Origin of the sequence: Paralteromonas sediminis (assembly GCF_003820355.1) — a bacterium.
Taxonomy (GTDB): Bacteria; Pseudomonadota; Gammaproteobacteria; order Enterobacterales; family Alteromonadaceae; genus Alteromonas_F; species Alteromonas_F sediminis.
In genome coordinates, this window is the sequence record NZ_RPOK01000004.1 from 62,524 (window position 1) to 84,188 (window position 21,665).

A 21,665-nucleotide genomic window follows, 5' to 3' on the forward strand; every position below is an offset into this window, starting at 1 on the left:
AGTACATCTAGGCAGAAAGTATACAATCTTATTGCTGGTTATAAATTGTTATCCGAATCTAGCTTACCAGCTTCACCCTTAACTCTTTAGGAACAGCAAATTCGATACTTTCTTCCCTGCCAGTACGTTCATTAACAGTTAATGCGCCCCACTCTTTCAATCGTTCAACCACACCCTGCACAAGCACTTCCGGCGCAGATGCTCCAGCCGTTACGCCAACGTTTCTAGCATTATCAAACCATTGCTTTTGAAGACAATTCGCGTCAGCAATTAAATAAGCTGTAGCGCCTATTTTGTCAGCCAACTCTCTGAGTCTATTAGAATTAGAGCTATTCTGCGCACCCACCACCAATACTACATCACACTCTTGCGCCAGTTCCCTGACAGAGTCTTGCCTATTTTGAGTAGCATAACAAATATCGTCCTTACGCGGCCCCTCTATCGCGGGAAAACGCTGCCTTAAGGCATCGATAACTTCAGCCGTATCATCAACAGACAAGGTGGTTTGACTGCAGTAATACAGCTTCTCCGGATTAATAACCTGCAAACGCTCTACGTCTTCTATCGATTCAACCAGGTATATTCCGCCATTGGGGTTGTCATATTGTCCCATGGTACCCTCGACTTCAGGGTGTCCATGATGCCCAATAAGAACGCATTCAATTCCTTTCTTGCTTGCCCGGGTCACTTCCATATGGACTTTTGTGACCAAAGGGCAAGTGGCATCAAACACCTTAAGCCCCCGGCCTTCTGCTTCTTTTCGCACCGCCTGCGAGACACCATGTGCGGAAAAAATCACCAAGCTATCATTGGGCACTTCGCTCAATTCATCAACAAATTTCGCACCGCGCTGTTTTAATCCATCGACAACGAAGCGATTGTGCACCACCTCATGACGAACATAAATCGGCGGGGGGAACATCTCTAATGCTCTTTCCACAATAGTGATGGCGCGGTCGACGCCAGCACAAAACCCTCTGGGATTGGCTAAGTGAACCTGCATACTTATCTCATCAATTCCTTTATTGGTTTATAACATCGATGACTTCCACATCGAATATCACCGTCTGACCTGCCAATGGATGATTAAAGTCGACAGTGACAGAGTCACCAGCCGCGCTTCTAATGATGCCAGGTAACTCTGTTCCGTCAGGCTGCGAAAATGCAATTATCGCTCCATCCTCTACAGGCGTGTCCGCACCAAACTTACTTCTGTCCATATAATATACATTATCTGGATTGGGAAAACCAAATGCATCCTGAGGCGCTAGGGTAAATGCTTTTTTGTCGCCCACCTTTAAGCCCAAAAGGCAACGCTCAAAATTGGGTGTCAGGCTACCGTCTCCCATTATTAGTTTGGCCGGTTTATCATTCATGCGGGTACTATCGGCGGCAGAACCATCTTCGAGCTTAAGATCAAAATGTAAAATCACCTGGCTGTCGTTTGTGATCTCACTCATTTTTCACTACCCTCTCCGTTATCATTGCTTTCTTTATTAACAAACATATCAATAATCAACAGTGCGGCACCAATAAATATAGCGCTATCAGCAATATTGAAAGCGGGCCAATGCCAGTCGTTGATATAAAAGTCGAGAAAGTCAATTACGTAACCATAGGCAATTCGATCATAAACATTGCCCAATGCGCCACCCAGCACAAAACTAAATGCAATAGGTAACAACAATTGCTGTTTGGGCGTTTGTTTTAACCACCATAAAATCATGATGCTAACGCCCAGTGCAATAGCTGTAAAAAACCACCGTTGCCATCCACCAGCACTGTGCAAAAAACTAAATGCAGCACCGTAATTGTGAACGTAGGTAAGGTTAAAAAAGGGCAAAACCTGTCTTGATTCAAACAAGGTCATCGCGTCAACAATCGCAATTTTGGTCCATTGATCAAGGATAAACACCAAGATGCTTATCCATAAAAAGCGCAAACCTGTACCCATGATTACACTACCCGCTCCATTAGGCATAACGGCGAGACTCCCCTTCTCCGTCTACATTAGTAACGCAGCGTCCACACAGCTCAGGATGGGCTTGGATAGTGCCTACTTCTTCCTTATGGTGCCAGCATCGCACGCATTTAGTGCCAGAGGCTTTATTCACTTGAACCGCGAGTCCAGGCACCTCTGTGTCGGCTACACTGTCAGGCTTGCCAGCATAATCTTGTAATGTCACGTCAGATGCAATCAACACAAAACGCAATTCATCTTCAAGCGTGCTTAGCAGAGTTTGCATATCTGCATCCACATACAGCGTAATCGATGCTTCTAGGGAGCCACCAATCGTTTTATCGTTCCTCGCCTGTTCGAGCGTTGCGTTAACTGCTGTCTTAACCTGCATGACACGTTTCCAATAGTCGTCACTCAGCTGACGATCTCCAGACACAGCGTCCAAACCGTCATACCAAGTTTCAGTGAAAACATACTCCCCTCGTTCACCCGGCATAACTTGCCAAATTTCCTGAGCGGTAAAACTCATGATAGGGGCCATCCAGCGCACCAAGGCTTCTACAATATGATACATAGCAGTTTGGCATGAGCGGCGCGCCATACCTTCCGCTTTTGCGGTGTACTGTCTATCTTTGATAATGTCCAGATAAAAACTGCCCAAGTCTACCGAACAAAACTGCATTAAGCCTTGTGATACACCTAGCATGTCATAATTGTTGTAAGCAGAGACTATTTGCGACTGCAGCACTTTGGTTCTATCAATAATCCATTTATCAAGCTCTACCAGCTGCGATGCGGGTACCTGATCGGTTTTCGGATTGAAGCCATTCAGATTCGCTAACAAAAATCTCGCTGTGTTACGTATCCTTCTATAAGCGTCGGCTGCGCGTTTCAAAATATCGTTTGATACTGTCATCTCACCGCGGTAGTCCGTTGAGGCCACCCATAAACGAAGAATATCAGCACCTAACTTATTGGTGACTTCTTGAGGGGCCACTACGTTGCCCAAGCTCTTTGACATTTTTTTACCATTGGCATCAACGGTAAAGCCATGTGTCAATACGGCTTTGTAAGGCGCTTTGCCATGCATAGCAGTGGAAGTCATTAGCGAAGACATAAACCAGCCACGATGCTGATCAGATCCTTCAAGATACAAATCAGCTGGAGCGACCAATTCGTCTCGACAATCAGTGACAAAATAATGGGTAACGCCCGAGTCAAACCAAACGTCCAGCGTATCAGTCACTCGCTCATATTGTGCAGCGTCTTCACTCAACAGGCTTTCATCTGAAGCATCCCACCAGGCTTGGATACCCGACTTTTCGACCAATGACGCAACTTGCTCAATGATATCGCTGGTGTTTGGGTGTAATTCGCCAGTCTGCTTATGAATGAAGAGCGGCATAGGCACACCCCAGGTGCGCTGTCTGGAGATACACCAGTCTGGCCGTCCTTCAACCATACCCTGAATCCGTCCTTCACCCCACTCTGGTATCCAATCTGTCTGCTTTATCTGTTCGAGTGATTGGTCACGCAATCCAGCATTGTCCATGCTGACAAACCATTGTGGTGTAGCACGGAAAATGATTGGCGTTTTATGGCGCCAGCAGTGTGGGTAACTGTGCTCATAGGCAACATTCAGTACCAACATGCTTTTCTCTTCAAGCAAGGCAACAATCGGATTATTCGCCTTAAACACATGTTGCCCTGCAAAAAATGGGGTGCCATCAACATAGACGCCATTATTGCCGACTGGATTATAGACTTCGATGTCGTATTGCTTTCCTACATTGAAATCATCCACACCGTGAGCGGGTGCTGTATGCACACACCCAGTACCGGATTCAGTCGTCACGTGTTCCCCTAATATCAAGGGAACATGAATATCTAAGAAGGGATGTTGTACCTGGACTTTTTCAAGCGCAGCACCCTGAACCTCAGCGAGTATTTCATGCGACTCTACACCGTATCGCGTCATGCAGGATTCAACCAAATCCGATGCAATGATGTAGATGGCCGCCTGCTCTCCATGAGTTTTCACTAATGCATAGGGCAACTCAGGATGCAAGCTGATAGCTCTGTTAGCAGGCAATGTCCAAGGAGTGGTTGTCCAAATCACAACGCCATTTGATGCACCTTCTAGCTCGGCGTCGGAAATACCAAAAATAGACGCTATCTCGCCATTATCGATAAAGGGAAACCGCACATCAATGGCTGGAGACACTTTGTCTTTATACTCGACTTCTGCTTCGGCCAGTGACGATCCGCAATCGGTACACCAGTGCACAGGTTTAAAACCTTTTTCCATATGACCTGATTCGGCTATTCTGCCCAACGCTCGAATGATGTTGGCTTCAGAGGAAAAATCCATCGTTTTGTAAGGATTATCCCAATCGCCTACGATACCCAATCGTTTAAAGTCAGCCATTTGACCGTCGACTTGCGTTTGCGCATAGTGGCGGCATTTTTCTCTGAATGCAGAATGAGAGACTTTGTGACCAGGTTTGCCCGCTTTTTTCTCTACAACAAGCTCAATAGGCAAACCATGACAATCCCACCCTGGTACAAAAGGCGCATCAAAGTCAGACAGCGTCTTTGATTTAACGATAATATCTTTGAGAATTTTATTAACCGCATGACCAATGTGAATATTGCCGTTCGCATAGGGAGGGCCGTCGTGCAGATTAAATGCTTTTTTTCCTTTTTTGGCCTGTCTAATTTTATTGTACAAATCATCCCCGTACCATTTCTTAAGCATTTCAGGCTCACGTTGAGCCAAATTGCCGCGCATTGGAAATGCAGTGTCAGGCAAATTTAGGGTCGGTTTGTAATCAGTCATGGGTGTCTATTTTCCGTCAGTTTTACTACATAGATGCTAGCAGCGTTTGCGCTTCGCAAGCATCCAACACAATTTGTTTTTTCAACGCATCAAATGATGCAAATTTCTTTTCTGGTCTTATCTTGGCTTCTGGAATAACGCGTATTACCTGCCCGTATAAAGATGCGTTGAAGTTAAAAATATGCACTTCAAGTTGCATTCTTTCGCCGTTAAGCGTGGGCCGTTGCCCGATATTGGCTACCCCTTTATAGGTATCGCCATTTACCTGCACGCGAACGGCAAACACACCTTTCAATGGTGTGCTGCATCGATTCATTCGCATATTAGCGGTCGGGAACCCTATCGTTCTGCCTTTTTTTTCGCCGTGTATGACTTTGCCAGTAAACACAAATGGACGACCTAACATATCTGCAGCGAGTTCAAAATCGCTGTTGTGTAAGGCTTCTCGAATAGCAGTCGAACTTATTCTGCAATCCGCAAGACGAAAGCTGGCTGTGCTAACGACATCAAATCCTTGTGCCTTTCCTGCTTGTTCAAGCATTGAAAAGTCACCTGTTCTTTGCTTTCCAAACCGAAAATCATCACCTACCACTAAGAATTTCACACCCAGCTTATCAACCAGCAAGTCATGTATAAAAGTTTCTGGCGATTGGGATGCAAAAGCAGCGTTGAACCTTACCACTACCAAGCGTTCAATACCCTGCGCCGTCAACAATTCGATCTTATCTCTTAAGGTAGTCAGCCTCGCAGGTGCAGATTGAGGGGTGAAAACTTCTTCGGGTTGTGGCTCAAAAACCATAACTACCGCGGGGAGTTTGAGTTGTTTCGCTTTTTCTCGAAGATTCAGTAAGACAGCCTGATGGCCTTTATGCACACCATCAAATTTACCGATCGTCAATACACAACCAGCATGATCGGGCGATAAATTATGTAATCCTCGAACAAGTTCCACTCGGTTTTACGTCTCGGTGATTTGCCATCAAAGCAGGCGATTATAAACAACACCTGCCTATATAAAAAGCATATACCGAGTTAATCTTTAAGGATTTATGGGTTTTAAGTCTTTCAGACGAATTCCTGTCGCAAATGCGACAAAAAGATAAACGCCAGCGGCACTGCCTATACTCAGTACCAATTGCTCAATTTGCTTGGTGAGGCCCACCTCCTGATAGTCATGGAACTCTGACAGGTAGAGCAAGACAGCCACCATGCAAGCAGTCGCAAACGCCACTTTGCCTATGAATACAAGACTCGTTCCAGACAAGCAATAAACCTGTTGCCTGTGCAAGGCTATATATAGTAGCGCGGCGTTAAGTATGCCCGATAACGATGTTGCTAGCGCTAAACCAATGTAGCCGAATGGGATTGCAAACATGATGTTGAAAATCATGTTTGCCACCATACATACTATGCCAAACTTGACCGGCGTTCGCGTATCCTGCCTGCTGAAGAAACCCGGTGCGAGCACCTTCACAAGCATAAAACCTAGCAGACCAATTGCGTAAGCAATTAGACTGTAAGATGCCATTCTGGCTGTGTCAGCTGTAAATGCACCGCGTTCAAAAATGACTTTTAAAATGGGTTCCGCTAACACAGCTAAACCAGCAGAGGCAGGTAAACCTACAGCAACCACTGCTCTGACAGCCCAATCCATGTTGTTTTGAAACGCACGTGCGTTTTTACCAACGTGGTTTCTTGAAAGTGTCGGCAATATAACGGTTGCAATAGCAATACCAAACAAGCCCAATGGAAATTCCAAGAGCCTATCAGAATAATAAAGCCAGCTGATTGAACCCGTCATAAGGAAACTGGCAATAAAGGTATCCAACAGTAGGTTGATTTGACTGACCGATACACCAAATAAAGCGGGTATCATTAGCGTTCTGACTTTAACCACCTGAGGATGACGCCAGCCCCACTGAGGTTTAACTAATAAGCCAGCCTTATAGAGAAAAGGTAACTGAAAAACTAACTGAACCACGCCACCCAAAAAAACACCCCATGCCAGCGCAAAAGCCGGTTCTGACATATGAGGAGACAAAAATAAGGCACAAGCAATAATCGCTACGTTGAGGAGAACCGGCGTAAACGACGAGACAGCAAACTTATTCAGCGTATTGAGAATTGCTCCGGCCAGCCCTGTAAGTGAAATAAAAGCCAGATAAGGAAACGTGATTTTCAGCATCAAGGATGCCAGGACAAATTTCTCCCCTTGTGGCGCATCATCCAGATATGCCATAAACCAACCCGTGCCAAAGAGAGCAGCGAGTATGGGTGAAGCCAGTACGCCCAATAAAGAAACGACAAACACAATGGCGCCTAATGTGCCACTAATCTTAGCAATAAACTGTTTTAACTCAGCGTTATCACCACGTTGATGAACTTCTGTAAGCACAGGGATAAAGGCTTGTGCAAAAGCCCCTTCTGCAAATAATCTGCGCAGAAAGTTTGGAATTTTATTGGCGAAGAAAAACACGTCTGCTGCTGCACCGTCGCCCATCAATCTAGCAACAACAATGTCGCGAATGAGCCCAAGCACACGAGAAACAAGTGTCATTGCGCTTACAACCATGCCCGAGCGGATCAGGCTTGGCGGGTATTTTTTGTGCGTATGCCGTGTACTCTCTTTCGTTTCGCTCATGTGCTCAATAATAGTAATCAAAAATTTTCTTAATAGAGCATGCATGTTCGCGTCATGCTGAGCTCAGTGCAAGCGAAAACTTCGCAGCAGATTCTAGTTGACAAATGCGACTCACATAGGCAAAATCCGCAGCCTCGAATTTTGAGATGAATTTTTATCTGGGAGTTACACCTTGGCTAACATTAAGTCTGCTAAGAAACGTGCCATCCAAGCTGAAAAACGTCGCCAGCACAACGCTAGCCGTCGTTCTATGACGCGTACAAGCCTCAAGAAAGTCGTTGCAGCGATCGAACAAGGTGATAAAGAAGGTGCGCAAGCTGCATTTGCTGCTGCGACCCCTATCCTTGACAGAATGGCAACTAAAGGTTTGATCCACAAAAACAAAGCTGCTCGCCATAAGAGCCGCCTTGCTGCGCAAATTAAAGCGCTATAAGCACGTTTCAATCATAAACCAAAAACGAAGCATTGCGCTTCGTTTTTTTTTTGCCCGTAATAAAGCTGTCATCAACTGTCATGGATTGTTCAATTAATCTTCACTTAATTGTAAAGACGCATGACTAGCCTATTAATCCCAAGTAGACCACTTGGAAAAGATTATGAGCGCCTCACACTACAAAGCGATTTGGCTATCCGACTTACACCTTGGCAATAGAGACTGCAAAGCAGAGTTTCTGCTCGATTTTCTAAGCGTAGTCAGTGCCGACACACTGTATCTAGTTGGAGATATCGTTGACATGTGGCAAATGTCAAAGCAATTTAGGTGGCCGGAAGCACATAACCATGTGATGCATAAGCTCATGGCCATGAGTAATGAGGGCACAAAACTGATTTACTTGCCAGGTAACCACGATGCACCGTTGCAACAATATAGTGGGATGGCATTTGGTGACATTGATATAAAGCGTGAATTGGTGCATGAAACATCACAGGGCAAACGCTATTTAGTGTTACATGGCGATCAATTTGACGGCCATGTGACACTGGGAAGACTAGAAGCTTGGGTTGGTGACAAGGGTTATGACTTATTGCTTTTTCTCAACCGCTGGTATAACCGGTTCAGAGAGTGGAAAAATGGTGATTATTGGAGCCTGTCTGGCTACATCAAACAGCATATAAAAGGTGCCAATGAAGCGATTGAGCGATACCGTATAGCTTGCACTAATGAGGCAAGAGAACGTCAACTAGATGGTGTCATTTGTGGTCATATTCATCACCCTGAGTCAGTCGATGTGAAGGGCATTCACTATGTTAATGATGGTGACTGGATAGAAAACTGCTCAGCGTTGGTTGAAAATCAGGAAGGTGAGTTAGTTTTACTTGACTGGGTGGAAGAAATTCGCAGACGCAGTGCTATTAGTCTCGTTAAAAGCAAACCCGCCTTGTCTGGTGAAGCCGCTTAACAATTAAGACCGTGTCAAGAATTTGCCATAAATGTGCTGCAAAAACGTCACATTACACTTCTATGATTGCGTTTGTTTTACAAGCGCACCCAGCTGCTAGGTTTAAGCATGTTTACTATCGATGAAGTCGTTAATAAGTACTTACCTCAGGTCGCACAACGACCTATCCTAAATAAATCGGTTACCTTTGTTTTGCGCCGGCTTTTGCACGAACGCGAATTCAACGAGTTTGCAGACACCTACCCACATTACCAAGACATAGATTTTGTAGAACAGGTGTTAGAGTACTTTAATATTAGCTACTCGATCAGGGATAGAGAAAAGGAAAGGATCCCCGCGCAAGGCAGGGTTGTTATTATAGCCAATCATCCAATAGGTTCACTGGATGCACTTGCACTTATCAAGCTCGTAAGTGAAGTACGCCATGATTTAAAAGTGGTTGCCAATCAAATGCTGATGGCCATCAGCCCCTTGCACAATATGCTTCTGCCCGTAAACAACATGCAAGGAGGCACGGCAAAAGCCTGTTTAACCAATATACATAGTCATCTCGATAAAGAAGGAGCTGTACTTATATTCCCAGCAGGTGAAGTATCTCGTTTACGTCCTCAAGGCGTTCGAGATACGCGTTGGCATTCAGGTTTTTTACGTATTGCTAAACAAACTAAGTCACCGATTCTTCCTGTTTTTATAGACGGCAAAAACTCGCCGTTATTTTACGGTCTATCGATGATTTACAAGCCACTTGCAACGGCACTGTTAGTTAAGGAGATGTTCAAGCAACGCAAAAAGCATTTACCCATGAGAATTGGCGAAGAGATCCCTTACTCGTCGTATCAAGGGTTATCTATTTCGTCGCAAGAGCAAGTAAAGCTTTTCAAAAAGCACCTCTATAAAATAGCGTCTGGCCATAAAGGTCCGTTTCAGACACAGGCATCAATTGCTTTACCTGAAGGCAGAAAGGCGCTTTCTTATGCCATCAACGAATGCGAGTTACTGGGTGAAACGAGTGACGGTAAGCGCATCTATTTATACCTGCACAGTGGCTCCTCCCCCATCATGCGCGAAATTGGCAGATTACGTGAAGTCGCCTTTAGAGCGGTAGGAGAAGGGACCAATAAACGTCGAGACATAGATGCTTATGACAGTCATTACTATCATTTGGTCCTGTGGGATACCAAAGACTTAGAAATTGCTGGTGCTTATCGTTTAGGCGATGCTGATATTTTGACTAAACCCGGGCACCCTACGGGCTTGTATTCGAGTACGTTGTTTGATTACTCTGAAAGCAATGATGCACTCTTTTCTCAGGGTTTGGAGTTAGGCAGAAGTTTTGTTCAGCCAAAGTACTGGGGAAAACGTTCGCTCGATTATCTGTGGTTCGGCATTGGTGCCTTTTTAACTCGCTACCCAAAATACCGTTATTTATTTGGCCCATTGAGTATTTCGGACACCTATCCAAAACCCGCTAAAGATCTACTAGTGTCCTTTTATAGTACCTATTTCCCTGCAAAAATGGCCAGTGCCAGTGCTAAGATAGCGTATAAACTCGACAACCAACCGATAACTACTTTTCAAGGCGAAGATTACAAAAAGGACTTTAGTCACCTGAAACACACGTTGGCAAACATGGGCGTTAATGTACCCACTCTCTATAAGCAATACACAGAGATGTATCAGCAAGAAGGGGTAGCTTTCTTAGCATTCAACATCGACCCTGACTTCAATGATTGTGTTGACGGTCTTGTAGTTGCTGACTTAGACAAGCTTATTGAGAAAAAGCGTAAACGCTACATGGGCAGTGGGCTCAAACAGGAAACGGCTTAGTTATTCACACTAAGCCAGTCTTTCAACATGTCAGCATAAATGTCTTCAAGTGTGATTAAGTCTGACAGGTGTATGTGCTCATTGATCTGGTGGATAGAATGATTAGGTACGCCTATCTCAACGACTTGTGTTGAAGGCGAAGCAAAGAACCTTCCATCAGACGTTCCCCCCGAAGTACTCAACAAAGGATATTGGCCAATATTCTTCTTAATAGCACTTTCAGCAATTTTTATAAGGCAATTTTTAGGCGAAGGCTGGCTCAAGAAAGATTCACAAGGACGCTCCCAGGAAACTGGCTGTTGCAGTGCGCTTTGCGGCAAAGCCCGATGGCAAATCTCTGCTACTATGGTTTTTAGTGACCCTTCTGTGAACTTATCTGAATACCGGATGTTGAAATTTACTTTACACTGGCCTGGCACCAAATTGTCTGTAAACGCACCAGCATCTATCCCCGTGGTTTGGTAACTGGTACCGGGAAAGTCCGCACTGCCTCTGTCCCATGCATGAGCCGCCATCGCTTGAATAAAGTTTGCCGCTAAATGCAATGCATTTACACTTGAGTGTGGGTATGCAACGTGTCCTTGTTTGCCATGCAAAATAATTTCTCCAGACAATGACCCCCTCCGGCCTACTTTTATTGTGTCACCAGTGATAGCGCTACCTGTAGGCTCACCGACAACTACACTGCTCAGGTTTATCCCCTTTGCTGTCAAATACTCACTGATCCACTTGCTACCAAATTCAGCTTCACCCTCTTCATCAGACGTGATTAACCACCAAAAAGAAGTATCATCGTGCTCGACAAAAGGAAGTATGCGTTCACATGCTGCTAGCATGGCGGCAATCCCTGTTTTCATATCTGCTGCGCCACGTCCATACAACACATTATTGCTGACTGTTGCTGAAAATGGCTCAAACTTCCAACGGGCGAGCGGTCCTGGTGGTACTACATCAGTATGTCCGCTAAACGCAATATGCCTCTTTCCTTTGCCACGTCGTGCAATCAAGTTGCTGACACCATTTACCCTCACAGTTTTGCAGTGAAAGCCCAGAGGGGTCAAAAATTGGGTCAAATAATCCTGACAGCCATTATCAAAAGGCGTGATTGAATTGATCTGCATTAAGCTGATAGCGTGGCGCAGACTTGCACTAGGTTGTGCTAAGTAAGTACTAGGTATAGACATGAATGTCACACTGACTATGCGAATTAATTTACATCTAAGCTCATAGCTTGATAGGCTGGCATGACAATGTGATAAAGGTTTTGAGACAAAACGATGACAATGAGCCAGTATTAATTCGATCTCGTATGTGTATTAGAAAAGAAAACAAAGGAAGCTAGTGTGCTAAGAATTATTATCCTCATCCCTTTAATACTACTAATATTGTGGACTGCGTATTTAAAAACTCTTGGTTATAGCCTCGCACAGGGTAAACAGGGATTTATCTATATTTTGGTCATCTCTGCAACCATTGCAGGCTTTTACACCTTGCTTCTATGGCTGACCCATTAACGGGTACAAAAAAGGCGAGCATCTGTGCTCGCCTGTCTATTTATTATCTGAATTATTGCTGAAGGATAACTACGTCAGCATCAGCTCGTAATGATTCAATGAAGCTATTCATAGTACTTTGACTATTTCGAGCAGTTAACTGCTGTTTAAATTGCTCAAGTCGATTCTCTTCTACAAGCGTTGCCTGATTTACCTTCACAACCTCAACAATACCAACATCGCCATTGCTCATTGCGACAACATCAATACGATTATCATCAGGTGAGAGGCGGAACAAGGCTTCTGTAAGGTCAGGGGCCAAATCCGCACTTGACCTACCTACTGCATTGAGCTCAGTCCACGAAAGCGATTTCTCGGCTAATTGCTCAGCCCCATCTTCACCAGCCTCTATAGCAGTCTTTAAAGTACCCGCCCATAATTGAGCAGCGTCTTGCGCTTTTTGAGCATTGAGTGTTGCCGTTATTTGATCTTTCACTTCATCAAACTGCTTCGTGCTTTGTGGTTTGTGCTCAATAACTCTGATTACAACCGCGGTTTCATCATCCACTTCAATCACGTCGCTGTTCACTTGGTCTTCAATCAACTCCGTTGAAAATGCCTCAGAAAGTATAGAAGCATTGTTAACGGGGAATGGCGCTGTTGCGCGCGTGACTAGTCCTGTTGTTTTGATTTCAGTATTTGCTACGCTGGCAACTTCATCAAGTGAGTCAGGCACCTCAAAAGCAATTTGCGCCATTTGAGACTGAATATCGAAATAACGCGTTAGCGCTTCTTCACGTTTCAATTCAGCAACAACTTCCTCTTTGACCTCTTCGAATGGCGTTGTTTGCTGTGGCTTAATTTCTGTTGCTTTTAACAGGTGATAACCAAATTCTGTTTCTACCACATCTGAGACCTGACCCGCTTCGCTCAATGCAAACGCGGCATTATCAAATGCCTCACCCATCATATCCGCAGTAATGAACCCAAGGTCACCACCGTTTTCAGCACTAAACGTATCGGCAGACTCTGCTTCGGCAAGGGCAGCGAAATCTTCACCGGCATCAATACGCGCCTTAATAGCTTCGATTTGTGCCAATGCTGCGTCTTTGTCTTCACCAAATTCAATCAAAATATGTGAGATTCGGCGCTCTTCGTCTGTTTGAAAACCACGAATATTTTGTTCATAAAACGCCATGGCTTGCGTGTCATCAATAGTCACATCGTTTACTAAATCAGAAACACTCACAGCAACATAACCAATATTGACCTGCTCTTCAGTATCAAACTGGCTCAGATTCCCATCATAGTAAGCCTGCAATTCATCGTCAGTCACTGTTATGTCATCTGCAAACAGGTCTGCGTCGATTGTCAACACCTTTGCATCCCGGGTTTGCTGTTCAAGTAAGGCGACATCTTTAGCCTGACCCCGCATAGAGAACGAAGACGCCGCTATGGCAGTTTGTAATTGCTGGCGAATCATCTCACGGCGTAGATAGTCTCTGAAGTCGGCGGCCTGGAAAAAGCCAGCCTGCCTGATTATCGCTAGATAGCGGTCATTGTTGAACTGTCCCGCCACCTGAAATTCAGGCATGGCAATAATTGCTTCTCTAACCTGCTCGTCACTAACACGTAACCCAAGCTCATTGGCATGTTGCTTTAGAAGTAGATCGCCAATCAGTCGGTCCAATGCATCTGCCCGAAATTGTTGTAGATAGGCAGGATCTGAAAACAGTGCAGCTATGCCTTCTCCAAATTGCGCCTCCATTTGTGCACGCTGATTCTGATAAGCTCGCTCAAGTTCATCCGCAGATATTTCTTCGCCGTTGACTGTTGCCACAGCCGTGGGCGCAGAGGAGCCAAGATAGCCGCCCACACCTGCAAAAACAAAGCTGAGTACGATCAAGGCAATAATAACCATCGCCCAAGGCCCCTGAGCGCCCTCTCTGATCCGTTCTAACATGATTTAAATTAAACTCCGTAACTAACTAGCCTTTCATTTTGCATGTAAGCGTTTGTCTACCACTGCGAAAGGCGAACCTTTTGGAAAATAAGGCGAGAGTATACCGCAATCACTGTGTGATTGGCGAGGTAGTAAGAAATAAAAAAGGCGATGAAATTCATCGCCTTTTTTTATGTACTAAATAACTTAGTTACACGCGTCTTTTAAAGCCTTACCAGCTTTGAAAGATGGAACTTTTGCAGCAGAAATCTGGATAGTCTCACCAGTTTGTGGGTTACGACCACTGCGCGCTGAACGTTCGCGTACACTAAAAGTACCAAAACCAACAAGTGCGACTTGGTCGCCCTCTTTAAGTGCTTCTGTCACTGAATCAGTGAAGGCATCAAGTGCACGACCCGCAGCAGCTTTTGAGATGTCAGCACCAGCAGCGATCTGATCGATTAGTTGAGACTTGTTCACAATTATAATCCCCTTCGGTTTGTTATTATACTGTCAGGCAGCATGATGAAAGAATGCTAAGACGTTATAACAAGCTTGATTGTTAACATCAAGCAGTCTTTTACAAATAATTAACTTTTCATTTAATCGCTGCAATCCCTTGAATGACAAGGCTTATAGCGGTTACGTATTAAAAGGTATCATAGTTTTTTAATGAAAAAAGCCCCAGAATTAAAAAAAAACATTAAATCTTTAAAAACCTGATTACTTTTTAACCGCTACAGCGTACAAAGTCACTGATGCTAGGCCATTACGTAAATTATATGGTTCATCAATCGCTATACCTTTTTATAGGTCCAGATAACAAAAAAGGCGCAAGAAGCGCCTTTGATTGTACTATTTTGCGACTGGCTGCCAAGACTGTATGGGTTCTTGTAACGCCAAATCCAGCACTTCGTCTACCCATTGAACAGGATGAATGCTTAAATCTTGCTTTATATTATCAGGGATCTCTTCGAGATCTCTTTCATTATCTTTGGGAATGACCACTGTTTTTATACCGCCCCTGTGTGCAGCCAGAAGTTTTTCTTTTAAACCTCCGATAGCCAGCACTTCGCCTCGCAGAGTAATCTCACCAGTCATAGCAACGTCACATTTAACGGGATTGCCCGTTAATGATGATACTAAGGCGGTGCACATAGCGATACCAGCGCTTGGCCCATCTTTGGGGGTAGCTCCTTCTGGCACATGAACATGAATATCACGCTTTTCATAAAAATCATCATTGATACGCAATTTTTCTGCACGGCTTCTCACAACAGTCATCGCGGTTTTGATTGATTCTTGCATGACATCACCCAACGAGCCTGTGAAAGTGGTTTTGCCTTTACCCGGCACCGACGTCGTCTCAATAGTCAACAAGTCGCCACCTACCTGTGTCCACGCTAGGCCAGTCACTTGGCCTATTTGATTATTTTTATCGGCCTTCCCGTAGTCATGACGTTGTACGCCAAGATAATCTTTCAGGTTCTCCGCAGAAACAACTACTTTCTCAGCCCCTTTGTTCAATAGGATAGCTTTAACTGCCTTACGGCATACTTTAGAGATTTCCCTTTCCAAGCTTCTGACGCCAGCTTCTCTGGTGTAGTAACGAATCATGCCGACAATGGCTGAATCAGTGATTTCTAACTCATCCACTTTTAATCCGTTGCGCTCCATTTGTTTTTGCAATAGATGTCGCTTAGCAATATTCAGCTTTTCGTCTTCCGTGTATCCTGATAACCGAATGACTTCCATGCGATCAAGCAATGGACCTGGAATATTCATACTGTTTGATGTGGCCACAAACATGACATCAGACAGGTCATAATCAACTTCTAGGTAGTGATCACTGAAACTATTATTTTGTTCGGGATCTAATACTTCGAGTAACGCTGAAGCTGGGTCGCCTCGCATATCAGAAGACATTTTATCTATTTCATCGAGCAAAAAGAGCGGGTTTTTAACCTCAACTTTTGCCATTTTTTGAATCAGCTTTCCTGGCAAAGAGCCTATATACGTTCTTCTGTGTCCTCGAATCTCTGCCTCATCTCTCACGCCACCTAATGCCATTCTCACATATTTGCGACCTGTCGCCTTTGCAATAGACTGCCCGAGTGATGTTTTTCCAACTCCTGGAGGCCCGACAAGACAGAGTATCGGTCCCTTCAATTTCTTCACGCGCTGCTGCACAGCAAGGTATTCAATAATGCGCTCTTTCACTTTTTCCAGACCATAGTGGTCGGCATCGAGAATTTTTTCTGCCCTCGCTAAGTCTTTTTTAACCGCACTGCGCTTTGTCCAAGGGACATTTGTCAACCACTCGATGTAACTTCTCACCACGGTTGCTTCCGCTGACATAGGCGACATCATCTTGAGTTTATGCAGTTCCGCATTGGCTTTTTCCTGTGCCTCTTTAGGCATCTTGGCATCAGTAATCTTCTTACCCAACACTTCAAATTCATCAGGCGCTTCATCCATATCACCCAATTCTTTTTGAATCGCCTTCATCTGTTCATTCAGGTAGTACTCGCGCTGACTCTTTTCCATTTGTTTTTTTACACGGGTACGAATTTTCTTTTCTACCTGCAGCAAGTCTATTTCACCCTCCATGAGGGCCATGAGATATTCAAGACGCTTGTCTACATCGCGCATCTCTAGCACTTTTTGCTTTTCTGACAGTTTCAACGGCATATGGGCAGCCATAGTATCTGCCAGCCGTGCAGCATCCTCGATACCATTTAATGAGGTCAATACTTCAGGAGGAATCTTCTTATTGAGTTTCACGTACCCTTCAAATTGAGACACTGCGGAACGAATGAGAATCTCTTGCTCATTCTCCGGAATAGTGTCATCGACAATTTGCTCAACTTCTGCGGTTAAATAAGGCTCGACCTGCGAAAAACCATCCATGGTGCCTCGAATATTGCCCTCTACCAGTACTTTGACGGTGCCATCGGGTAACTTCAATAACTGCAATATGGTGGCGACTGTACCCACCTCATAAATATCTTTTGCTTCTGGTTCATCGACACCCGCATCTTTTTGGGCTACCAGGAAAATATGTTTGTCTGCATCCATTGCCGCCTCTAAACAGCGAATGGACTTTTCCCTTCCTACGAATAAAGGGATCACCATGTGCGGATATACAACTACGTCACGTAATGCCAAAACGGGCATTACCGCGCGATTTTCTCGCTCATTTGTCATGCGGTTTCTCTGCTTTCTTTTATTTATTGGAAGTATATGGGGCTTGGGCGAAAAAGTTCAATTACAAAAAAAGGCCCGAAGGCCTTTTTTAACTATCTGACGCTGCTTTTTTCTCAGCATTGTCGTAAATTAAGATTGGGCTGGATTCTCCCTTGATGACAGTTTCATCAATGACAACTTTACTCACATTTTCCATTGCGGGTAGGTCGTACATGGTGTCCAATAGAACGGCTTCAACGATAGAGCGAAGGCCCCGAGCGCCTGTTTTACGCTGCATCGCTTTCTTTGCTATGGCGCTAAGTGCATCATCTCTGAATTCTAATTCAGCGTCTTCCATCGCAAATAAAGCACCGTACTGTTTAGTTATCGCATTCTTAGGTTCTTTAAGAATCTGAATTAGCGCATCTTCACTGAGTTCTTCAAGGCTGGTGACTACAGGCAAACGGCCAATAAATTCAGGTATCAGACCATATTTGACTAGATCCTCAGGCTCAACCTTGCGGAATAACTCGCCCACCGCTTTTTTGCTTTCAGAGTCTTTAACTGTCGCACCAAACCCGATACCCGCGCCGGTTTGAGCACGTTGCTCAATGACTTTGTCCAAACCTGCGAATGCACCACCACAGATAAACAGAATTTTAGAAGTATCTACCTGCAAAAACTCTTGCTGTGGGTGTTTCCTTCCGCCCTGCGGCGGAACAGACGCAATCGTACCTTCGATGAGCTTCAACAGCGCTTGCTGTACACCTTCGCCAGATACATCTCGGGTAATTGATGGGTTATCTGATTTGCGAGAGATTTTGTCAATTTCATCGATATAAACGATGCCACGCTGAGCTTTCTCTACGTCATAGTCGCACTTTTGCAACAGCTTCTGAATTATGTTTTCAACATCTTCACCCACATAACCGGCCTCAGTAAGCGTAGTCGCATCAGCCATCGTAAAGGGTACATCCAAGAGGCGCGCGAGTGTTTCTGCTAACAGTGTTTTACCGCTACCCGTTGGTCCGATAAGAAGAATGTTACTCTTTCCTAGTTCAACGCCATCGTGCACATCGCCTTTATGAAGTCGTTTATAGTGATTATAAACTGCAACAGAGAGCACTTTCTTAGCATGCTCCTGACCGATTACGTAATCGTCCAGATGCGCATGTATCTCACTGGGGCGGGGAAGCTCATGTTGCTTTTGCTTAGGCGCAATCTCTTTAATTTCTTCGCGAATTATGTCGTTACACAACTCGACACATTCATCACAGATGAATACTGATGGGCCAGCGATCAGTTTTCTTACTTCATGCTGGCTCTTTCCACAGAACGAGCAGTACAATAGTTTATTGTCGCCGTCACTGTTTTGCTTGTCACTCATGCATCGTGCCTCTTTATCACCGAATTAATCGGGACCTATCAATATACTACTTAATAGACGCTGCGTCAGATCGATTTGTTAAGATTTGATCGATCAGCCCGTATTCCTTTGCTTCCGCCGCGCTTAGAAAATTATCCCTGTCAGTGTCTTGTGAAACCTTTTCAAAATCCTGGCCAGTGTGTTCTGCCATCAAGCGATTAAGCTTCTCTTTAATGGACAGAATTTCTTTAGCGTGAATTTCAAAATCTGATGCTTGACCCTGAAAACCACCCAAGGGCTGATGGATCATTACCCGTGAGTTAGGCAAACAATAACGCTTGCCTTTAGCGCCGCCTGACAATAAAAAAGCGCCCATACTCGCCGCCTGTCCCACACAGACAGTTGCAACGTCGGGTTTTATAAACTTCATAGTGTCATAGATCGCCATTCCTGCCGTCACTGACCCACCGGGAGAATTAATATAAAGATAGATATCTTTTTCAGGGTTTTCAGCTTCCAGAAACAATAACTGCGCAACTATCAGATTGGCCATATGGTCTTCGACCTGCCCCACTAGAAAAATGACATTTTCTTTGAGCAAACGAGAATATATATCGTAAGAGCGTTCTCCTTTAGAAGTTTGCTCTACTACCATAGGAACTAATGCATTGGAGATATCGAAAGGCGTTGTGGTCATAGCTATCCAAATTACGTTGCGTTAAAAACAAAAATGCTCGGAAGGACTCCGAGCATTTAATCAGTTCGACATGGGTGAAGTCAAACAGTCAAACCTATTTTAGGCTTGTTTGTTCATCACTTCATCAAACGTTTTTGTAACAGGCGAAGTTTTCGCCTTCTCAAGTACCCATTCGATAGCCTGCTCTTCAAGCGCAACGTTGCGCATTTGCTGCATCAGCTCTTCGTTGCCCTTGTAGTAGTCGATAACTTCCTGTGGGTCTTCGTAGGCAGATGCCGCTGTTTCAATCATTTCCATGACTTTATCTTCGTCAGCTTTTAGCTCGTTTTGTTTGATGATTTCACCAAGCAATAAGCCGATTGATACGCGACGCTTAGCATTATCAGTGAACAAATCTGCTGGTAATTCCGGCATGTTCTGGCCACCACCTTGCTGGCTGAAACGCTGCTTTGCCTGTTCGCGAAGGGCATTAATTTCTTGATCAAGTAACGCTTGTGGCACTGCCACATCGTTCTTCTCAATCAAAGCAGTGATTACACTTTCCTTTGTTTCTGCCTTAATAGTCTGATCAAGTTCGCGTTGCATATTCTTCTGCACTTCTTCTTTAAGTGCATCAACGCCGCCTTCTTCAACACCGAATAGTTTAGCAAACTCTTCATCTAATTTTGGTAAGGCCTGCCCTTCGACTTTCTTAACCGTGACCTGGAATACAGCGTCTTTCCCTTTCAACGCTTCAGCGTGGTAATCTTCAGGGAAAGTCACCTCAACGGTAACTTCTTCGCCTTTCTTCGCACCCACGAGAGGCTTTTCAAATCCTGGAATCATACGGTCTTTGCCGAGTTCAAGTCTAAAGTCTTCTGCTTTGCCGCCATCGAATTCTTCACCATCAATAGTGCCAACGAAGTCAATGATTACACAGTCGTCTTTTTTCGCTTTACGACGAACTTCTTTCCATTCAGCGTGTTGCTTCTGAAGCGTTTCCATCATGTTGTCGAGGTCTTTATCTGTGATCTCAACTTCAGTTTTGTTGATTTCTAGTTCTTCTATGCCTTTAACTTCAACTTCTGGATAGATTTCAAATTTAGCAACGAACTCTAGATCTTCACCGTCTTGATCTTTAGTCAGCTCAAAAGATGGCATGCCTGCAGGATTAATCTTCTCCTGAACAATTGCCTGATAAAAATTACGCTGCATCACATCACCCGCTACCTCTTGGCGAACGGCCTGTCCATAGCGCTTTTTGATTACGCTTACAGGAACTTTACCTGGACGAAAGCCATTGATGCGCTGTGTTTTTGCTAGCTGTTGTAAGCGTGATTTAACTGCTGTGTCTACGGACTCAGCAGGAACGGTAATAGTAAGACGGCGTTCTAAACCTTCGGTCGTCTCAACGGAAACTTGCATGCTTCTACCTCGAAAACTGTGCTGTGCACACTCTATTTATTTAATTACAGGCCTTGTTTTTAGCGGCATTGCCACGCTCAACAAAGAGGTCAAAACGGCCTACACTGATAAAATGACGCAGCATTATAGCGGCACTCTTTAGTGAAGTCCACGCAGAGTACCAACAACTTTACTTTTCTGATAGAAACCGATGTTTGTGGCTCGTGGAGGTGTCGAACTGGTTAAAAAGTTGATTTTGCGCGCAGGTTGTTAAAAAGCCTGCATTATTGTGGTCGGTGAGACAGGATTTGAACCTGCGACCCCTTGGACCCAAACCAAGTGCGCTACCAAGCTGCGCCACTCACCGAGAGAAACAGGAATAAATTATATAGATGGTGCGGAAGGAGAGACTTGAACTCTCACGCCGTGAAGCACTGGAACCTAAATCCAGCGTGTCTACCAATTCCACCACTTCCGCATAAAGAAATGGGGTGGACGATGGGATTTGAACCCACGACAACCGGAATCACAATCCGGGGCTCTACCAACTGAGCTACGCCCACCACTGTTTTACTATATTACACTAGCCGAATGCCATTTGCATGGCGCGTCCGGCAGGATTCGAACCTGCGACCCACGGCTTAGAAGGCCGTTGCTCTATCCAGCTGAGCTACGGACGCTCGACGAATCGTGCAATAAAGTGGTCGGTGAGACAGGATTTGAACCTGCGACCCCTTGGACCCAAACCAAGTGCGCTACCAAGCTGCGCCACTCACCGACATGTAACAACACTGTGTGCCGTTACGGGTGGCGCATATTACCGACTTGATTAAACCTCGTCAAACACTTTTTCATGGGTTTTTTCTAACTGGCGAATAAGCCATCAATTCAACATAATCTCATGTGTCAAAGGTTCCCTCTCTGTGCGACA

The 21,665-nt window shown here is 44.7% G+C and carries 16 protein-coding genes and 5 tRNA genes; 3 read left to right on the forward strand and 18 right to left on the reverse strand.

From position 1 onward, the window contains the following. Positions 1-58 precede the first annotated feature (58 nt). The 6 genes from ispH to murJ form a co-directional block, all read right to left on the reverse strand. Positions 59-1,003 (reverse strand): 4-hydroxy-3-methylbut-2-enyl diphosphate reductase, encoded by a 945-nt coding sequence (gene ispH / locus DRW07_RS12410; protein WP_124028257.1) that lies wholly within the window; start codon positions 1,001-1,003, stop codon positions 59-61. Positions 1,004-1,022: 19 nt separating this feature from the next. Continuing rightward, positions 1,023-1,460, reverse strand: a complete 438-nt coding sequence (gene fkpB / locus DRW07_RS12415) for an FKBP-type peptidyl-prolyl cis-trans isomerase (protein WP_124028258.1) — start codon at positions 1,458-1,460, stop codon at positions 1,023-1,025. Further along, complete coding sequence (lspA, locus tag DRW07_RS12420; RefSeq protein WP_240630621.1) at positions 1,457-1,981, reverse strand: signal peptidase II; 525 nt, start codon at positions 1,979-1,981, stop codon at positions 1,457-1,459. The genes fkpB and lspA overlap by 4 nt, the downstream gene beginning before the upstream one ends. After that, on the reverse strand, positions 1,974-4,799 hold the full coding sequence (gene ileS / locus DRW07_RS12425) for an isoleucine--tRNA ligase (RefSeq protein WP_124028259.1): 2,826 nt from the start codon (positions 4,797-4,799) through the stop codon (positions 1,974-1,976). Before ileS ends, lspA begins: the two co-directional genes overlap by 8 nt. Positions 4,800-4,824: 25 nt before the next feature. After that, the gene (ribF, locus tag DRW07_RS12430; protein WP_124028260.1) at positions 4,825-5,751 is read right to left on the reverse strand and encodes a bifunctional riboflavin kinase/FAD synthetase; all 927 of its coding nucleotides are present in this window, start codon (positions 5,749-5,751) and stop codon (positions 4,825-4,827) included. Positions 5,752-5,838: 87 nt separating this feature from the next. Further along, on the reverse strand, positions 5,839-7,440 hold the full coding sequence (gene murJ / locus DRW07_RS12435; RefSeq protein ID WP_124028736.1) for a murein biosynthesis integral membrane protein MurJ: 1,602 nt from the start codon (positions 7,438-7,440) through the stop codon (positions 5,839-5,841). Positions 7,441-7,612: 172 nt separating this feature from the next. Here murJ and rpsT point away from each other — a divergent pair, with 172 nt between their 5' ends. From rpsT to olsF, 3 genes are all read left to right on the forward strand, one after another. After that, on the forward strand, positions 7,613-7,873 hold the full coding sequence (gene rpsT / locus DRW07_RS12440; RefSeq protein ID WP_124028261.1) for a 30S ribosomal protein S20: 261 nt from the start codon (positions 7,613-7,615) through the stop codon (positions 7,871-7,873). Between the two features lie 163 nt (positions 7,874-8,036). Further along, positions 8,037-8,840, forward strand: a complete 804-nt coding sequence (locus tag DRW07_RS12445) for a UDP-2,3-diacylglucosamine diphosphatase (protein ID WP_124028262.1) — start codon at positions 8,037-8,039, stop codon at positions 8,838-8,840. 108 nt (positions 8,841-8,948) lie between these two features. Next, positions 8,949-10,667: a bifunctional ornithine lipid synthase OlsF gene (gene olsF / locus DRW07_RS12450; protein ID WP_124028263.1), complete on the forward strand. Its 1,719-nt coding sequence runs from the start codon at positions 8,949-8,951 to the stop codon at positions 10,665-10,667. On the opposite strand, the gene dapE is transcribed toward olsF, so the two are convergent. The 12 genes from dapE to DRW07_RS12510 all read right to left on the reverse strand — a co-directional run bounded on the left by dapE (position 10,664) and on the right by DRW07_RS12510 (position 21,512). Further along, positions 10,664-11,851 carry a succinyl-diaminopimelate desuccinylase gene (gene dapE / locus DRW07_RS12455; RefSeq protein WP_124028264.1) on the reverse strand — a complete coding sequence of 396 codons (1,188 nt, stop codon included), beginning with the start codon at positions 11,849-11,851 and terminating at the stop codon, positions 10,664-10,666. The genes olsF and dapE overlap by 4 nt on opposite strands. Before the next feature lie 382 nt (positions 11,852-12,233). Then, on the reverse strand, positions 12,234-14,123 hold the full coding sequence (locus DRW07_RS12460) for a SurA N-terminal domain-containing protein (protein WP_124028265.1): 1,890 nt from the start codon (positions 14,121-14,123) through the stop codon (positions 12,234-12,236). Positions 14,124-14,309: 186 nt separating this feature from the next. After that, positions 14,310-14,582 carry a nucleoid-associated protein HU-beta gene (gene hupB / locus DRW07_RS12465; protein WP_124028266.1) on the reverse strand — a complete coding sequence of 91 codons (273 nt, stop codon included), beginning with the start codon at positions 14,580-14,582 and terminating at the stop codon, positions 14,310-14,312. A gap of 375 nt (positions 14,583-14,957) precedes the next feature. Then, on the reverse strand, positions 14,958-17,309 hold the full coding sequence (lon, locus tag DRW07_RS12470) for an endopeptidase La (RefSeq protein ID WP_124028267.1): 2,352 nt from the start codon (positions 17,307-17,309) through the stop codon (positions 14,958-14,960). A gap of 88 nt (positions 17,310-17,397) precedes the next feature. Then, positions 17,398-18,675: an ATP-dependent protease ATP-binding subunit ClpX gene (clpX, locus tag DRW07_RS12475; protein ID WP_124028268.1), complete on the reverse strand. Its 1,278-nt coding sequence runs from the start codon at positions 18,673-18,675 to the stop codon at positions 17,398-17,400. Between the two features lie 46 nt (positions 18,676-18,721). Beyond that, positions 18,722-19,351 (reverse strand): ATP-dependent Clp endopeptidase proteolytic subunit ClpP, encoded by a 630-nt coding sequence (clpP, locus tag DRW07_RS12480; RefSeq protein WP_124028269.1) that lies wholly within the window; start codon positions 19,349-19,351, stop codon positions 18,722-18,724. Positions 19,352-19,450: 99 nt separating this feature from the next. Next, complete coding sequence (gene tig, locus DRW07_RS12485) at positions 19,451-20,755, reverse strand: trigger factor (protein WP_124028270.1); 1,305 nt, start codon at positions 20,753-20,755, stop codon at positions 19,451-19,453. A 269-nt stretch (positions 20,756-21,024) separates the two neighbouring features. Beyond that, positions 21,025-21,101: transfer RNA gene (locus DRW07_RS12490), tRNA-Pro, on the reverse strand. A gap of 26 nt (positions 21,102-21,127) precedes the next feature. Beyond that, positions 21,128-21,212: transfer RNA gene (locus DRW07_RS12495), tRNA-Leu, on the reverse strand. Positions 21,213-21,221: 9 nt separating this feature from the next. After that, positions 21,222-21,297 (reverse strand) — tRNA-His (locus tag DRW07_RS12500). Between the two features lie 40 nt (positions 21,298-21,337). Beyond that, positions 21,338-21,414 (reverse strand) — tRNA-Arg (locus DRW07_RS12505). Positions 21,415-21,435: 21 nt separating this feature from the next. After that, positions 21,436-21,512, reverse strand: a tRNA-Pro gene (locus DRW07_RS12510). Positions 21,513-21,665: the final 153 nt, after the last annotated feature.

Excerpts from the sequence above, each read along its gene's own strand:
- ispH (WP_124028257.1), bottom strand. The coding sequence starts at position 1,003 with ATGCAGGTTCACTTAGCCAATCCCAGAGGGTTTTGTGCTGGCGTCGAC.
- fkpB (WP_124028258.1), bottom strand. The coding sequence starts at position 1,460 with ATGAGTGAGATCACAAACGACAGCCAGGTGATTTTACATTTTGATCTT.
- lspA (WP_240630621.1), bottom strand. The coding sequence starts at position 1,981 with ATGCCTAATGGAGCGGGTAGTGTAATCATGGGTACAGGTTTGCGCTTT.
- ileS (WP_124028259.1), bottom strand. The coding sequence starts at position 4,799 with ATGACTGATTACAAACCGACCCTAAATTTGCCTGACACTGCATTTCCA.
- murJ (WP_124028736.1), bottom strand. The coding sequence starts at position 7,440 with ATGAGCGAAACGAAAGAGAGTACACGGCATACGCACAAAAAATACCCG.
- DRW07_RS12445 (WP_124028262.1), top strand. The coding sequence starts at position 8,037 with ATGAGCGCCTCACACTACAAAGCGATTTGGCTATCCGACTTACACCTT.
- olsF (WP_124028263.1), top strand. The coding sequence starts at position 8,949 with ATGTTTACTATCGATGAAGTCGTTAATAAGTACTTACCTCAGGTCGCA.
- dapE (WP_124028264.1), bottom strand. The coding sequence starts at position 11,851 with ATGTCTATACCTAGTACTTACTTAGCACAACCTAGTGCAAGTCTGCGC.
- DRW07_RS12460 (WP_124028265.1), bottom strand. The coding sequence starts at position 14,123 with ATGTTAGAACGGATCAGAGAGGGCGCTCAGGGGCCTTGGGCGATGGTT.
- lon (WP_124028267.1), bottom strand. The coding sequence starts at position 17,309 with ATGACAAATGAGCGAGAAAATCGCGCGGTAATGCCCGTTTTGGCATTA.
- clpX (WP_124028268.1), bottom strand. The coding sequence starts at position 18,675 with ATGAGTGACAAGCAAAACAGTGACGGCGACAATAAACTATTGTACTGC.
- clpP (WP_124028269.1), bottom strand. The coding sequence starts at position 19,351 with ATGACCACAACGCCTTTCGATATCTCCAATGCATTAGTTCCTATGGTA.
- tig (WP_124028270.1), bottom strand. The coding sequence starts at position 20,755 with ATGCAAGTTTCCGTTGAGACGACCGAAGGTTTAGAACGCCGTCTTACT.